This is a genomic window from Xanthomonas sp. DAR 80977 (genome assembly GCF_041240605.1).
GTDB lineage: Bacteria > Pseudomonadota > Gammaproteobacteria > Xanthomonadales > Xanthomonadaceae > Xanthomonas_A > Xanthomonas_A bundabergensis.
Genome location: NZ_CP162487.1, coordinates 565,001 through 579,493 on the forward strand (window position 1 = coordinate 565,001; position 14,493 = coordinate 579,493).

10 protein-coding genes, 2 rRNA genes and 1 pseudogene (1 of these 13 running past the window's edge) are annotated in these 14,493 nt (G+C 65.7%); 7 read left to right on the forward strand and 6 right to left on the reverse strand.

The features are described 5' to 3' along the window. A 23S ribosomal RNA gene (locus AB3X10_RS02560) occupies positions 1-2,062 on the forward strand; it begins 818 nt to the left of the window's first position. Positions 2,063-2,230: 168 nt separating this feature from the next. Next, positions 2,231-2,345, forward strand: a 5S ribosomal RNA gene (gene rrf / locus AB3X10_RS02565). A 73-nt stretch (positions 2,346-2,418) separates the two neighbouring features. On the opposite strand, the gene AB3X10_RS02570 is transcribed toward rrf, so the two are convergent. Next, positions 2,419-2,577 (reverse strand): PepSY domain-containing protein, encoded by a 159-nt coding sequence (locus tag AB3X10_RS02570; protein ID WP_369978809.1) that lies wholly within the window; start codon positions 2,575-2,577, stop codon positions 2,419-2,421. Between the two features lie 70 nt (positions 2,578-2,647). Here AB3X10_RS02570 and AB3X10_RS02575 point away from each other — a divergent pair. After that, positions 2,648-3,747 (forward strand): annotated as a pseudogene (locus AB3X10_RS02575) (IS3 family transposase). On the opposite strand, the gene AB3X10_RS02580 reads toward AB3X10_RS02575, so the two are convergent. Beyond that, positions 3,731-4,180, reverse strand: a complete 450-nt coding sequence (locus AB3X10_RS02580) for a PepSY domain-containing protein (RefSeq protein ID WP_369978811.1) — start codon at positions 4,178-4,180, stop codon at positions 3,731-3,733. The pseudogene AB3X10_RS02575 and the gene AB3X10_RS02580 overlap by 17 nt on opposite strands. Between AB3X10_RS02580 and AB3X10_RS02585 the strand changes: the two genes are divergently transcribed. Then, complete coding sequence (locus tag AB3X10_RS02585; protein ID WP_369978813.1) at positions 4,179-5,246, forward strand: NAD(P)-dependent alcohol dehydrogenase; 1,068 nt, start codon at positions 4,179-4,181, stop codon at positions 5,244-5,246. The two genes, AB3X10_RS02580 and AB3X10_RS02585, sit on opposite strands and share 2 nt — an antisense overlap. Positions 5,247-5,621: 375 nt before the next feature. On the opposite strand, the gene AB3X10_RS02590 is transcribed toward AB3X10_RS02585, so the two are convergent. Next, entirely contained in the window at positions 5,622-7,352 is a 1,731-nt protein-coding gene (locus tag AB3X10_RS02590) for a M28 family metallopeptidase (RefSeq protein WP_369978815.1), read from the reverse strand. 81 nt (positions 7,353-7,433) lie between these two features. Next, positions 7,434-8,096 (reverse strand): hypothetical protein, encoded by a 663-nt coding sequence (locus AB3X10_RS02595; RefSeq protein ID WP_369981610.1) that lies wholly within the window; start codon positions 8,094-8,096, stop codon positions 7,434-7,436. Positions 8,097-8,294: 198 nt separating this feature from the next. Here AB3X10_RS02595 and AB3X10_RS02600 point away from each other — a divergent pair, with 198 nt between their 5' ends. Next, positions 8,295-9,512, forward strand: a complete 1,218-nt coding sequence (locus AB3X10_RS02600) for a murein hydrolase activator EnvC family protein (protein ID WP_369978816.1) — start codon at positions 8,295-8,297, stop codon at positions 9,510-9,512. Positions 9,513-9,617: 105 nt separating this feature from the next. Next, on the forward strand, positions 9,618-11,108 hold the full coding sequence (locus AB3X10_RS02605) for a S41 family peptidase (protein WP_369978818.1): 1,491 nt from the start codon (positions 9,618-9,620) through the stop codon (positions 11,106-11,108). A 235-nt stretch (positions 11,109-11,343) separates the two neighbouring features. On the opposite strand, the gene AB3X10_RS02610 is transcribed toward AB3X10_RS02605, so the two are convergent. Both AB3X10_RS02610 and AB3X10_RS02615 read right to left on the reverse strand, forming a co-directional pair. Then, positions 11,344-11,664 (reverse strand): DUF1820 family protein, encoded by a 321-nt coding sequence (locus AB3X10_RS02610; protein WP_145708762.1) that lies wholly within the window; start codon positions 11,662-11,664, stop codon positions 11,344-11,346. A 35-nt stretch (positions 11,665-11,699) separates the two neighbouring features. After that, positions 11,700-12,392, reverse strand: coding sequence for a rhomboid family intramembrane serine protease (locus tag AB3X10_RS02615; protein ID WP_145708760.1), 693 nt, complete (start codon positions 12,390-12,392; stop codon positions 11,700-11,702). Positions 12,393-12,626: 234 nt separating this feature from the next. Here AB3X10_RS02615 and AB3X10_RS02620 point away from each other — a divergent pair, with 234 nt between their 5' ends. Continuing rightward, complete coding sequence (locus AB3X10_RS02620; RefSeq protein WP_369978821.1) at positions 12,627-13,964, forward strand: outer membrane protein transport protein; 1,338 nt, start codon at positions 12,627-12,629, stop codon at positions 13,962-13,964. Positions 13,965-14,493 lie beyond the last annotated feature (529 nt).

Below are 14,493 nucleotides of genomic sequence, written 5' to 3' on the forward strand. Positions count from 1 at the left end.
CCTCGGACGAATACTGCTGGGGGTAGAGCACTGTTATGGCTAGGGGGTCATCGCGACTTACCAAACCATTGCAAACTCCGAATACCAGTACGTACTATCCGGGAGACACACGGCGGGTGCTAACGTCCGTCGTGAAAAGGGAAACAACCCAGACCCACAGCTAAGGTCCCAAATTCACTGCTAAGTGGAAAACGATGTGGAAAGGCACAGACAGCCAGGAGGTTGGCTTAGAAGCAGCCACCCTTTAAAGAAAGCGTAATAGCTCACTGGTCGAGTCGGTCTGCGCGGAAGATTTAACGGGGCTAAGCAGTGAACCGAAGCTTGGGGTGCATCGCGATAAGCGATGCGCGGTAGAGGAGCGTTCCGTAAGCCTGCGAAGGTGGATTGAGAAGTCCGCTGGAGGTATCGGAAGTGCGAATGCTGACATGAGTAACGATAATGCGGGTGAAAAACCCGCACGCCGAAAGCCCAAGGTTTCCTTGCGCAACGTTAATCGGCGCAGGGTGAGTCGGCCCCTAAGGCGAGGGCGAAAGCCGTAGTCGATGGGAAGCAGGTTAATATTCCTGCACCTCGCGTAAGTGCGATGGAGGGACGGAGAAGGTTAGGTGTACCGGGCGTTGGTTGTCCCGGGGAAAGGCGGTAGGTTTGGATCTTTGGCAAATCCGGGATCCTTTAAGACCGAGCACCGAGACGAGTCTTTTAGACGAAGTCACTGATACCACGCTTCCAGGAAAAGCTCCTAAGCTTCAGCTTACGCAGACCGTACCGTAAACCGACACAGGTGGGTAGGATGAGAATTCTCAGGCGCTTGAGAGAACTCGGGTGAAGGAACTAGGCAACATGGCACCGTAACTTCGGGAGAAGGTGCACCCTTTTTGGTGGCTCATGCGAGCTATAGCTGAAGAGGGTCGCAGAAACCAGGCCGCTGCGACTGTTTATCAAAAACACAGCACTCTGCAAACACGAAAGTGGACGTATAGGGTGTGACGCCTGCCCGGTGCTGGAAGGTTAATTGATGGGGTCAGCCGCAAGGCGAAGCTCTTGATCGAAGCCCCAGTAAACGGCGGCCGTAACTATAACGGTCCTAAGGTAGCGAAATTCCTTGTCGGGTAAGTTCCGACCTGCACGAATGGCGTAACGACAGCGGCGCTGTCTCCACCCGAGACTCAGTGAAATTGAAATCGCTGTGAAGATGCAGCGTTCCCGTGGCAAGACGGAAAGACCCCGTGAACCTTTACTATAGCTTTACACTGAACGTTGAGTTCGTCTGTGTAGGATAGGTGGGAGGCTATGAAACTGTGGCGCTAGCTGCAGTGGAGCCATCCTTGAAATACCACCCTGTCGTGCTTGACGTTCTAACCTAGGTCCGTAATCCGGATCGGGGACCGTGTATGGTGGGTAGTTTGACTGGGGCGGTCTCCTCCTAAAGAGTAACGGAGGAGCACGAAGGTACGCTCAGCGCGGTCGGACATCGCGCACTGTGTGCAAAGGCATAAGCGTGCTTGACTGCAAGATCGACGGATCAAGCAGGTACGAAAGTAGGTCTTAGTGATCCGGTGGTTCTGTATGGAAGGGCCATCGCTCAACGGATAAAAGGTACTCCGGGGATAACAGGCTGATACCGCCCAAGAGTTCATATCGACGGCGGTGTTTGGCACCTCGATGTCGGCTCATCACATCCTGGGGCTGTAGTCGGTCCCAAGGGTATGGCTGTTCGCCATTTAAAGTGGTACGCGAGCTGGGTTCAGAACGTCGTGAGACAGTTCGGTCCCTATCTGCCATGGGCGTTGGAAGTTTGAGAGGGGCTGCTCCTAGTACGAGAGGACCGGAGTGGACGAACCTCTGGTGTTCCGGTTGTCACGCCAGTGGCATTGCCGGGTAGCTATGTTCGGAAGCGATAACCGCTGAAAGCATCTAAGCGGGAAGCGCGCCTCAAGATGAGACTTCCCGGGGCACAAGCCCCCTTAAGGAACCATGTAGACTACGTGGTTGATAGGTCAGGTGTGTAAGTGCAGCAATGCATTGAGCTAACTGATACTAATGATCCGTGCGGCTTGACCATATAACCTCAAGGTGCTTCCAAGCATCCCTTAGCACGACACACGTCGATAGCTATCCAAACGCTCGCTACGTCACACCCTATGAGAGGCTGGCGCCCAATGCCGTCCTTCCCACACCGCACCTCCGTGCGCTGTTCGAAGACGCATCGCGGCGACACTCCAACCGTCTCCCTGGTGAAATTAGCGCTGTGGAACCACCCGATCCCATCCCGAACTCGGAAGTGAAACGCAGCTGCGCCGATGGTAGTGTGGCTCAAGCCATGCGAGAGTAGGTCATCGCCAGGGGCTTTACCCCAAATCCCCGTCCGCAAGGACGGGGATTTTTTATTGCGCCCGACAAACGCAACACACCACCACCTCAATCCTCCTGCGCGCTCACCACGCTGCCGTCGCCCGGATCCGCACGCAGTTCCACCCGCTGGCCCGTCGACGTGCGCGCCTGCGCTTCCCACAGTCCCTCGTCGTAGTGCACGTCGTGCACCTGCGTGTACCCCGCCGCCGTCAGTGCCGCCGTCACCTCGACGTCCCCCCGGTTTTGAGTAGCACGGCGATTTGGAGTCCAATCCCCAACGAGACGGAGATTGGACGTGAAGAAGCGCTTTTCCGAAGAGCAGATCATCGGCTTCCTGCGTGAGGCCGAAGCCGGCGTGGCGGTGAAGGACCTGTGCCGGCGTCACGGGTTCAGCGAGGCGTCCTACTACCTGTGGCGCAGCAAGTTCGGCGGCATGAGCGTGCCGGAGGCCAAGCGGCTCAAGGAGCTGGAGGCAGAGAACACGCGGCTGAAGAAGCTGCTGGCCGAGCAGCTGTTCGAGAACGACGTCATCAAGGACGCCCTGCGAAAAAAGTGGTGACCGCACCGGCGCGCAGGATGCTGGTGCGGCACCTGATGGAGCGCGGGCTCACTGAGCGCCGGGCGCTGGCCGTGGTGCGGATGAGCGCCAGCGCGCTGCGCTACGTCCCGCGTCCGGATCGCAACGTCGAGCTGCGCGAGCGGATCCTGGCGCTGGCGCAGCGGCACAAGCGCTACGGCGTCGGGATGATCTATCTGAAGCTGCGGCAGGAGCAGTGGCAGGTGAACTACAAGCGGGTGGAACGGCTGTATCAGCAGGCCAGGTTGCAGGTGCGCCGGCGCAAGCGGAAGAAGGTGCTGCAGGGCGAGCGCCAACCGTTGCTTCGGCCTGAAGCCGCCAACCAGGTCTGATCGATGGACTTCGTGTTCGACCGCACAGCCGAGGGCCGGGTGCTCAAGGCCCTGACCATCGTCGACGATGCCACGCGCGAGGCGGTGGCGATCGAGGTGGAGCGGGCCATCTCCGGCCACGGCGTGGCCCGGGTGCTGGATCGGCTGGCGCTGACACGGGGTCTGCCGCAGGTGATCCGCACCGACAACGGCAAGGAGTTCTGCGGCAAGTCGATGGTGACGTGGGCCCACGAGCGCGGTGTGCAGCTGCGCTTGATCCAGCCAGGCAAGCCGAACCAGAACGCCTACATCGAGAGCTTCAACGGCCGCCTGCGCGACGAATGCCTCAACGAGCACTGGTTCCCGACGCTGCTGCACGCCCGCACCGAGATCGAGACCTGGCGACGGGAATATAACGAGGAGCGACCGAAGAAGATCTTGGGCGGCCTGACCCCGGCCGCCTATGCCCAACATCTAGCGGCCAAAGCCGCTACGATGAAACCCTGACTCTAAAGAGCCCCGCTACTGAAAGCGGGGGGACGTCGACCTCTGAAGCGCTCAGCTTCGACGGCACCCCTTCCGCGTACACACGGCCTCCGCGCGGGCCCACTCGCACCTCCCCGCGCTTGCCGTCCCCGCTGGTGGCTTCGGTCTTCCAGAGACCGTCTTCGAATTTGAGCCTGTCCAGCTTGGTATAGCCTTGTTCGCTCAGCAGCGCCTTCACCTGCGACTGGGTCAGCGCTGCGCCGCCATGGGATGGCGCTTTCACTTGCGACTGGGCGGGATGGTTCGCTCCGTTCCATCGACGATGCGTGCTTTTAATGCATGGGGGCTTAGACTTTTTGCCTGCCATGCCAGCTTTGACGTGCCTTGTCGGTGCCGACGACATCGGCCTCGCAAAGCCGCAGCCCCTTCCCCCGTCACCAGAGAACTCTCCCATGAGCCAAGCCAATGGATACGCCGCACTGGCGTCCGATCAGCCGCTGACCCCTTACGCCTTCGAGCGCCGCGCGACCGGGCCGCACGACGTCAGCATCGAGATCCTCTACTGCGGCGTCTGCCACTCCGATCTGCATACGGCGCGCAACGAGTGGCACAACACCCAGTACCCGTCGGTCCCCGGGCATGAAATCGTCGGGCGCGTGACGGCCGTCGGCGACCAGGTCGCTGCCTTCAAGGTCGGCGATCTGGCCGGCGTCGGTTGCATGGTCGACAGCTGCCGGCATTGCGCCTCCTGCGCCGACGGCGAGGAGCAGTACTGCGAGAGCGGCTTCGTCGGTACCTACAACGGCCCGATGTTCGGCGGCGAGAACACCTATGGCGGCTACTCCGACCATATCGTGGTCGATCAGAAGTACGTGCTGCATATCCGCCATGCCGAACAGGACCTCGCCGCGGTGGCGCCGCTGCTGTGCGCCGGCATCACCACCTATTCGCCGCTGAACCACTGGAAGGTGGGACCGGGCAAGAAGGTCGGCATCGTCGGCCTGGGCGGTCTGGGCCACATGGGCGTGAAGATCGCGCACGCGATGGGCGCGCATGTGGTGCTGTTCACGACGTCGGCCAACAAGAAGGCCGACGCGCTGCGCCTGGGCGCCGACGAAGTGGTGGTGTCCAAGTCGCCGGAAGAGATGGCGGCGCATACCAACAGCTTCGACTTCATCCTCAATACCGTCGCCGCCTCGCACGACCTGGACGCGTTCCTGACCCTGCTCAAGCGCGATGGCACGATGACACTGGTCGGTGCACCGGCCGAACCGCATCCCTCGCCGACCGTGTTCAACCTGATCATGAAGCGCCGGCAGCTGGCCGGCTCGTTGATCGGCGGCATCCGCGAGACCCAGGAGATGCTCGATTTCTGCGCCAAGCACGGCATCGTGTCGGACATCGAGACGATCGAGATGGGGCAGATCAACGAGGCCTACGAGCGCATGCTCAAGGGCGACGTGAAGTACCGCTTCGTCATCGACATGGCCAGCCTGAAGAACGCCAAGCAGGCCGCTTGATGCGGTGGCATAGCCGGCCGCGCAACCGCGCGGTCGGCCATGCGCTCTCGCTGCGCAATGTTCGACCAGACGCCTGGACACGCGAGTGCCCAGGCGTTTTTTATGCGGGTTATGCGTCATGACCTTACGTTGAGCGGTTTGCGTCCCCGTGGTGATAGGCAACGAAACTTGTAGGAGCGGCTCTGGGGACCGTGACCCAGGACGGTTTATTGCACCAGGCCTTATCGGGAGCGCCTGTCGCGGCTAAAGCCGCTCCTACAGGGAAGCGCTGGCTCGAGCGCCAGCGGCGCTGTCGATGCCGTGCACAACGGTTCGAAACGACAACGGCGCCGCAGCGCCGTTGTCGTGACCGTCGCCAAGCAGCGCGTCAGCCGATCATTTGCCCGGTGCCGGCGTCGCCGGCTTGGCGCCGCCCATCATGCTGTCGCGGGCCGCCTTGAACGGATTGTCCTGGTACCAGTTCGGCCACGTGTCGCCTGCCGCCAGTTCCTTGCCGACGCCATAGACGGCCTGCAGGTCGTCCATCACCCCGTCGAGCTTCCAGGTGGCCGGATCGTACTGGTCGGCGGGGGTGTGGTAGCGGTGCTTGCCGTAGTCCTCGGAGGCACGCTTGCCGGCATCGATGCCGCCGTCGATCAGGTCTTCGCCGCCATCGATGTACAGCGCCGGCACGCCGGCCTTGGCGAAGTTGAAGTGATCGGAACGGAAGTAGAAGCCGCTCTGCGGCGACGACTCGGCATGCAGCACGCGACCCTGCGCGGCGGCGATCGGCTTGAGCAGGTCTTCCAGCTCCGAGCTGCCGAACCCGTTGACCACCAGATCCTTGGCGCGGCCGGCGACCGGCATGGCGTCGAGGTTGATGACGCCGGCGATCTTGTTCAGCGGGAAGGTCGGGTGGGCGACGTAGTACTTGGAACCGAGCAGGCCCGATTCCTCCAGGGTCACCGCCAGGAACACCACCGAGCGCTCCGGTTTGGGCTGCTGGTGCACGAACGCGTCGGCGACCTCGAGGATGCCGGCGACGCCGGTCGCGTTGTCGACCGCGCCGTTGTAGATGTTGTCGCCGGCTTCGCCCTCGTGCTTGCCCAGGTGATCCCAGTGCGCCATGTACAGCACCGCTTCGTCGGCGCGGCTGCCGCCGGGCAGCACGCCGACCACGTTGCGCGACTTCTTCTCGGAGATGGTGCTCTTCAGGTCCACCGACAGCTTGGCCTTCAGCGGCACCGGCTTGAAGCCGCGCTTGCTCGCGTCCTTGTAGGCCTGGTCGAGATCCAGCCCGGCGTCGGCGAACAGCTGCTTGGCGGCCTGCGCGGTGATCCAGCCCTGTGCCGGGATGCGCGGTTCCGGATCGTCCTTGGCCGGCAGGTCGTACTGCGCGCCGGACCAGGAATTCTTCACCACGTCCCAACCGTAGCTGGCGCCGGGGGTGTCGTGCACGATCAGCGCGGCCGCCGCGCCCTTGCGCGCGGCTTCCTCGAACTTGTAGGTCCAGCGCCCGTAGTAGGTCATGCGCTTGCCTTCGAACAACGCGCCGTCCTCGGTGTGGAAGCCGGGGTCGTTGACGAACATCACCACCGTCTTGCCCTTCCAGTCCTGGTCCGCGTAGTCGTTCCACTTCTGCTCGGGGGCGTCCACGCCGTAGCCGACGAACACCATGTCGCTGGCGTCGATCTTGACCTCGGTCTGGCCGGTGCGGGTGCCGATCACCATGTCGGTGCCGAACTTCAGTTCGCGCGGCTTGCCGTTCTGTTCCAGCTTCAGCGTGGTGTTCGGATCGGCCGTGGTCTCGGTCATCGCCACGTCCTGGAACCAGCTGTCGCCGTTGCCGGGCTGCAGGCCGATGCGCTGCATCTGGTCGCGGATGTAGGAGACGGTCTTTTCCTCGCCGGCGGTGCCGGGGCCGCGGCCTTCGAACGCGTCCGAGGACAGGGTCTTGACCAACTCGCCGAAGTCGGCCGGCGTGATCTCGGGAGAGAAGGCGTGGGCCGCGGCGGCCACAGGAGCGGGCGGCGGCGGCGCGGTATCGGCGGCCGGGGCGGGCGCCTCGCGCTTGCACGCGGTCAGCGCGGCCGCGGCGGCCAGGCACAGCACAAGCTTGCGGGACATGGGGGCTCCTGGGGTCTGAGGAATCCCGATTCTATAGGCAAGTTCCGCGCAGGCGTTGTCGCCGGCGCAGGCAACGCCGGATCAGTTGTCCGGCGCTGTGTCGCCGTCGAACGGCTGCGCGGTGGCGCCGCTGATCGGACCGGTCTTGGCGCTGCGGTGCACGTACAGGCTCACTTCGCGCTCGAAATGCAGCGGCCCGTCGATCACCGCGCGCGGGCCGATGATGATGCGCGGCTTGCGCGCCGGCTTGAACGACATGCTGAAGCTGGGCTTCTTGATTTCGATGCCGCCGCCGACGTGCGAGTCGTGGCCGACGGTGATGTCGCCGTTGACCGTCTCGATGCCGCCCTGCAGCTGCGTGGCGACCAGGCCGATGCTGCCGTTGACGCTCTCCACGCTGCCGCCGACGCGGCCGCCGCGGTCGACGAAGATGCCGCCGTTGACCGTCTCGATGGAATCGGCGATCTGCACCTGCTGGCCCACGCGGATGCCGCCGTTGACCGTGGACAGGCCCTTGGCCTGCGCGTTGTCGGCGATCTTGAGGCTGCCGTTGACGGTTTCCACATCGCCGACGCTGGCGCCGGATTCGACGCTGATCCCGCCGTTCACCGTTTCCAGGTCGCCATACTGCTTGCCGGCCTCGGCGGTGATGCTGCCGTTGACCTTGCTGATGCCTTCCGCGGCCAGGGCGGGTCCGGCGATCAGGGCCAGCGCCAACAGGACCGATAAATGCGTACGCTTCATCATCCACCTCCAGAACGCCGGCCAGTCGCGGCAGCAATCGTGGGGGCGATCACAACACGCTTCGCTACAATCCGCACCTGCCTGAAGTCATTGGACCCGCCCTTGCCCGCAACCGTCTCCGCTCCGTTGCGTCCCGCGTTGCCCCCCGGGGCGGGGCGGCGCCTGTCCGCCTGTCGGCGCGCGGCGACGCAGCTGCTGATGGCGACGCTGTTGCTGCTGGCCGCGAGCCTGGCGCCGGCGCAGAACCCGCGCGAGGCCGAGCGGCGCCTGGAGAAAGTGCGCGGCGAGCTGAAGAGCGTGGCCGAGGAGCGGCGCCAGCTGGAAGGCAAGCGTGGCGACGCCGCGCGGCAGCTGCGCGAGGCCGACGAGAAGGTGGCCACGACCGGGCGCAGCCTGGCGCAGACCCAGCAGGCGCTGCGCCAGCACCAGCAGACCCTGGCCGAACTGGAGCGCAAGCGCGACACGCTGCGCAACGGCCTGGTGCGGCAGCGCGCCGAACTGGCGCAGCTGCTGCGCGCGGCCTACGCGATCGGCGGCAACGCGCCGCTGAAGCTGCTGCTGGCGCAGGACCGGGTGGCCGACGCCAACCGCCTGCTGGCCTATCACCGCTATCTGCAGCGCGAGCGCGCGCAGCGCATCGCCACACTGACCCATGAGCTGCAGGCATTGGAACAGGTACAGCACGAGGTGACGGCCAAGCAGCAGCAACTGAGCGCAGCGCAGCGCCAGCAGCAGGAACAGGCGGCAGCCCTGCAGCGCGACCGCAAGCAGCGCGCCAGCCTGGTGTCCGAACTGGACCAGCGCTACCAGGACCGCAGCGAGCGCGAGAAGGCGCTGGGCCAGGACGCCAAGGCGCTGGAAACGCTGTTGGCCAATCTGCGCGCGGCCGCCGCGCGTGCCGAGGCCGAGCGCCGCGCGGCGGCCAAGCGCGCCGCGGCCGAACAGGCCGCGCAGGCCAAGGCCGCGGCGAAGAATCCTTCGCGCGGCGGCAGCAAGGTGCCGCCCAAGGTGGTGGCCTCGGCGCCGGCGCTGAAGGTCGGCGGCCTGGGCTGGCCGCTGTCCGGCGATCTGATCGCGCGCTACGGCGGCAAGCTGCCGGACGGGCGCACCAGCAACGGGGTGCTGATCGCCGCGCCGGCCGGCAGCACCATCACCGCCGTGGCCGACGGCACGGTGGTGTTCTCCGACTGGATGACCGGCTACGGCATGATCCTGATCGTGGACCACGGCAACGGCTACATGAGCCTGTACGCCCACAACGATGCGTTGCTGCGCGATCCCGGCGACCGGGTCAAGCGCGGCGATGCGGTGGCCAAGGTCGGCAATTCCGGCGGCCAGGGGCGCCCGGCGCTGTATTTCGAATTGCGCCGCAACGGCCAGCCGGTGGATCCCTCATCGTGGCTGCAGCGCCGCTGAGCGCCGCCGCGGCGCGGCATTCAACGCGAATTTAGCCTGCTTTCGCGCATAATCCGGACAGTTGCGCCGTGCACGGCGCAGGCCATCCCCCAATCGGAGTGCTTCATGCGCGTAGTCCTGTCCGCTGCCTTGTTGCTTGCCCTGGCGCCGCTGCCGTCGATGGCGCAGAGCGCCGGCGAACAGACGCCCACGGCCCCGACGGCCAGCGCCGACGATCCGGACGCCACCGAATCGGCCACCTCGCGCGTGCCGCTGGACGAGATCCGCCGCTACGTGGCGGTGTACAACGCGGTGAAGGAAGCCTACGTCGATCCGGTCGACGACAAGAAACTGATGCAGTCGGCGATCCGCGGCCTGCTGCTGGACCTGGATCCGCACAGCACCTACTTCAGCAAGGAAGACGCCGAGGCCTTCGACGAACAGGCCACCGGCGCCTACGACGGCATCGGCGTGGAGTTGCTGCAGCTGCCGGACAACACGCTCAAGGTGGTCTCGCCGATCGACGACACCCCGGCCGCGCGCGCCGGCGTGCGCTCGGGCGACATCATCGTCGCCATCGACGGCAAGCCGATCAGCGCGGTCAAGGCGATGGAGCCGTTGCGCGGCGAGTCGGGCAGCAAGGTGGTGCTGACCATCGTCCGCGAGAAAGTGGACAAGCCGTTCGACGTGACCCTGACCCGGCAGACCATCCGCGTGGCCAGCGTGCGCAGCCGCATGCTCGAGCCGGGCTATGGCTACATCCGCATCAGCACCTTCCAGGCCGATACCGGCGCGGATTTCCACAAGCAGCTGCAGCAGCTGCAGGCGCAGTCCGGCGGCAAGCTGCGCGGCCTGGTGCTGGACCTGCGCAGCAATCCCGGCGGGCTGCTCACCGCGGCGGTGCAGGTGGCCGACGACGTGCTCGACAAGGGCACCATCGTGACCACGCGCGGGCGCATCTCGGTCAGCGATTCCAAGTTCGACGCCACCCCCGGCGACCTGCTCAACGGCGCGCCGATGGTCGCCCTGGTCGACGCCGGCTCGGCCAGCGCCTCGGAAGTGCTGGCCGGCGCGCTGCGCGACAACAAGCGCGCGCGCATCGTCGGCAGCCGCACCTTCGGCAAGGGCTCGGTGCAGACCGTGCTGCCGCTGGACAACGGCGATTCGGTCAAGCTGACCACGGCGCGCTACTACACGCCCAGCGGCAAGTCGATCCAGGCCAGCGGCATCGTGCCGGACGTGGTGCTGCGCCCGGAGGAGAGCAAGGAGGACGCGGACAAGCCGGCGGTGCTGGCCGACTACAGCGAAGCCACGCTGCCCGGCCACCTGCATGGCGACGACGAAGGCGCCGAGGGCTATAGCGCCGGCGACGTGCTGCCCGGCGATGCGCCGATCGCGCAGGCGCTGGCCGAACTGAAGCAGCCCGGCGCGGTGGCCAGGGCCGCTGCCGCCAAGCAGGCCAAGGCGAAGCCGAAAGCCGCCGCGCCGAGCGCCGCCAAGCCGGCGACGCTCGCGCCCAGGAACGTGGCACCGAAGAGCGACGCGCCGAAGGCCGAGCCGGCCAAGGGCGACGTGCCCAAGACCGACACGACGGCGCCGCCGCCTTCGGGCGACTGAGGCCGCGATCGCGATGGTCGCAGCACGCCGCGACGGCATGCGTCTCGGCGTGGTGGACGGACGCCGCCGCGCATTTGCGGATCGGACGCTGCCACCGAAACGTGCAGGAGCGGCTTCGGCCGCGACCTCGAGTTATCGGTAATGCCAGGTCGCGGCTGAAGCCGCTCCTGCAAAAAAATCGCACAGCGCCGATAGCCGCACGCGCCATCCGCCCGCGATCGGGCGCCGCCTCGGCTCAGCGCGGCTTGGCCGGCATCGGGAACGGCGTGATGACCTTTTCGCCGGTGGCCGCGTCGCGGATCGCCGACTGGCCCTTCTTCTCCACTTCCTCGATGCGCACGATGCTCTGCATCGGCAGGTGCAGCATCTTGGTATCACCGAATTCCTCGCGCAGGCGTTCTTCGGTGGGATCGATGACCAGGCCGTCGTGCAGGTCGAACACCAGCGCGCCGATCTCGCTGAAGCCCCACAGGTGGCTGCTGCCCACGTGCTGCGCGTACAGCTCGTACACCTTGCCGTGGTTGAGGAATGTCACTTTGTACAGGGGCTTGGCCATGCGCGAAGTATAGAGCGCCGTGCCGGCGTTTCGGCTCAGAAGCCCTTGCGCTTGCGCAGGCGCCGCGCGATCGCCGCGCGCACGTACAGCCCGTAGGCCATGCCGAAGGCGAAGCCGGTCAGGTGCGCCGACCAGGCGACCATGCCGAACGCCGGGCCGATGTAGGCGAACACCACCTGCAGCGCCGCCCAGGTGCCGATCAGCAGCGAGGCCGGCGCGCGCACGAATTCCAGGAACAGCCCCAGCGGCAGCACCACGCCGAGCTTGGCGCGCGGGAACAGCGCCAGGTAGGTGCCGATCAGCGCCGAGACCGCGCCGCTGGCGCCGATGATGACCCGGTCCGGGGTGCCGATCGCGAACACCGCGGCCAGGTTGGAAATGGCGCCGCCGCCCAGGAACAGCAGCAGGAAGCGCCACGGCCCGAGCACGCGCTCGGCCGGCAGGCCGAAGATCAGCAGGAACACCAGGTTGCCGAGCAGGTGCGACCAGTCCGCATGCAGGAACAGCGCGGTGAACAGGCGCAGCACGCTGCCGTCCTGCACCGTCGCCAGCCAGTCGCGCGGGCTGGCGACGCCGGCCGAGAGCGCGCCCCAGTCCAGCCACAGCGTGGCGCGGGCCTGGTTGGGGCGGCTGATCGACCACAGGAACGCCAGCCACATGGCCGCGAACAGCAACGGCGTGGCCCAGCGCAGCGTGGTCCGGTCGCGGGAGGGGATGGAGACGAACATGCCAATACCGGGGAACTCGGCCTGTAACGATACCGGCTTCATTCGGCTGAACGCACGCCCACTCCGCGCGAAGCTGAACGGGCGATATTGTTATTGTTGGGTTAACGCAGATGGTTATACTGCATACGGCGTCGTATGTCGGGAGGGGACTCCGGCGCGCATTCCTCCGCTTGCTCAGCGGGGGATGCGCAGGCGCGAACACAGACATTTTCGTCTTCCGGAGAGTTACAAGCCATGCAAAACGCAACCCAGTTCGTCCGTTTCACCGCCCTGGCCGTCGGCATCGTCGGCGCCCTGACCATCGGTCAGGCGCACGGCGCCGCGTTCCAGCTCAAGGAAAACAGCGCCAAGGGCCTGGGCCGCGCCTTCGCCGGCTCCGGCAGCGCCCCCGGCGACGCCTCGATCATCGCCAACAACCCGGCCGGCATGCGCCAGCTCGACGGCAAGGTGTTCCAGGCCGACGTCAGCGCCATCCAGTTCGCCGCCAAGTACGATGGCACCGGCACCTACGCCACCGGCTCGGCGATCTCCGGCGGCAACGGCGGCGATGCCGGTACGATCGCGCCGGTCCCGGCGGTCTACTTCCACCTGCCGTTCGGCGAGAACAACAACATGCACTTCGGCACCTCGCTGACCGTGCCGTACGGCTTCAAGACCGAATACGACCGCGACTGGGTCGGCCGCTACAACGGCGTCAAGACCGAACTGCAGGCGATCGACCTCAACCTGGCCTTCTCCTACGACGTGAACCCGTACGTGTCGTTCGGCGCGTCGGTGTTCGCCGAGCGCCTGGACATCGATCTGTCCAACGCCATCGATCTCGGCAGCGTCCTGGCCGCGCGCCGGGTGCCGGGCTTCGCGCCGGGCAGCGCCGACGGCTTCTCGCGCATCAAGGGCGACAGCACCGATATCGGCTACACCCTGGGCGGCCTGTTCAGCATCGACGAGAACACCCACATCGGCTTCAGCTACCGCTCGAAGGTCGAGCACAAGATCACCAACGGCACGGCCGACTTCACCACCCCGGCCAACGCCGCCACGGTGCTGGCCGTCGCCGCGCCGGGCACCTTCGTCGACACCAAGGGCCGCGCCACGGTCACCCTGCCGGCCAGCGCGACCGCCAGCTTCACCCACAACATCAACGAGCAGTGGACGGTGATGGCCGACGTCAGCCGCACCGCCTGGAGCAAGTTCGACCAGGTGACGGTGGACTTCGCGTCGAACCAGCCGGACAGCGTGCTGAACTTCGCCTACCACGACACCACCTTCGTCTCGATCGGTGCCGACTACCGCATGAGCGACACGCTGACCCTGCGCGGCGGCCTGGCCTACGACGAAACCCCGACCAGCAACGAGCACCGCGACGTGCGCGTGCCCGACGCGAGCCGCAAGTGGGTCTCGCTGGGTCTGAGCTGGCGTCCGTCCGAGCAGGCCGAGTACAGCTTCGGCTATACCCACCTGTTCACCAGCGATCCGAGCATCAACTCGACCACCGCCACCGGCAACACCCTGGTCGGCAGCTACGACGTCAGCGGCAACGTGCTGGCGGCGTCGGTCAACTACAAGTTCTGATCGATCGCTTGCGCGACAGTCTCGCGGCGCAGGCCACGAGCCACCAAAGCCCCGCTTCGGCGGGGCTTTTTTGTGCGTCTTTCCCTTCTGTTGACGCGGCTTCGCGCATATCGCTGCGAATGCTTGACAGACATCCCACCCGGGCGTAGAAGGCTTGTGAAGCCGATGGGGATGACATCGGCATGCGGCCACGGCTCCGATGCCGTCGCCATCCGGCCTGCGGGCGTCGAATGGGGGACGTTGGTAATGCACCATCGTGAGTACAACCATTTGTCGTGCGTTGCAGCGCCGCTGCTTTCCCGTACCGCGCCGTCGGCACTGGCTGCCGTCCGCGTTTCCCAAGGCGGGCCGGCATGACCGTTCGCCACAAACTGAGTGCCCTGCGCTCACGCGACAAGTGCGTCGCCGGCTACTCGCCGCCTCGACGCTAATCGTGCATCGCGGTCTGACCTGACCGACGCCGTCGCGTTTGTTTCCCGTGTCCCGTTGCCCGTGCGCGCTCGTCTTGCGCGCAGCGCCGCAGCGTGCG

What these genes read in the sequence shown, in the direction of transcription:
- AB3X10_RS02605 (WP_369978818.1), top strand. Translation starts at nt 9,618, where the DNA reads ATGCGCGTAGTCCTGTCCGCTGCCTTGTTGCTTGCCCTGGCGCCGCTG.
- AB3X10_RS02580 (WP_369978811.1), bottom strand. Translation starts at nt 4,180, where the DNA reads ATGGGAGAGTTCTCTGGTGACGGGGGAAGGGGCTGCGGCTTTGCGAGG.
- AB3X10_RS02585 (WP_369978813.1), top strand. Translation starts at nt 4,179, where the DNA reads ATGAGCCAAGCCAATGGATACGCCGCACTGGCGTCCGATCAGCCGCTG.
- AB3X10_RS02620 (WP_369978821.1), top strand. Translation starts at nt 12,627, where the DNA reads ATGCAAAACGCAACCCAGTTCGTCCGTTTCACCGCCCTGGCCGTCGGC.
- AB3X10_RS02610 (WP_145708762.1), bottom strand. Translation starts at nt 11,664, where the DNA reads ATGGCCAAGCCCCTGTACAAAGTGACATTCCTCAACCACGGCAAGGTG.
- AB3X10_RS02590 (WP_369978815.1), bottom strand. Translation starts at nt 7,352, where the DNA reads ATGTCCCGCAAGCTTGTGCTGTGCCTGGCCGCCGCGGCCGCGCTGACC.
- AB3X10_RS02595 (WP_369981610.1), bottom strand. Translation starts at nt 8,096, where the DNA reads ATGAAGCGTACGCATTTATCGGTCCTGTTGGCGCTGGCCCTGATCGCC.
- AB3X10_RS02615 (WP_145708760.1), bottom strand. Translation starts at nt 12,392, where the DNA reads ATGTTCGTCTCCATCCCCTCCCGCGACCGGACCACGCTGCGCTGGGCC.
- AB3X10_RS02600 (WP_369978816.1), top strand. Translation starts at nt 8,295, where the DNA reads ATGGCGACGCTGTTGCTGCTGGCCGCGAGCCTGGCGCCGGCGCAGAAC.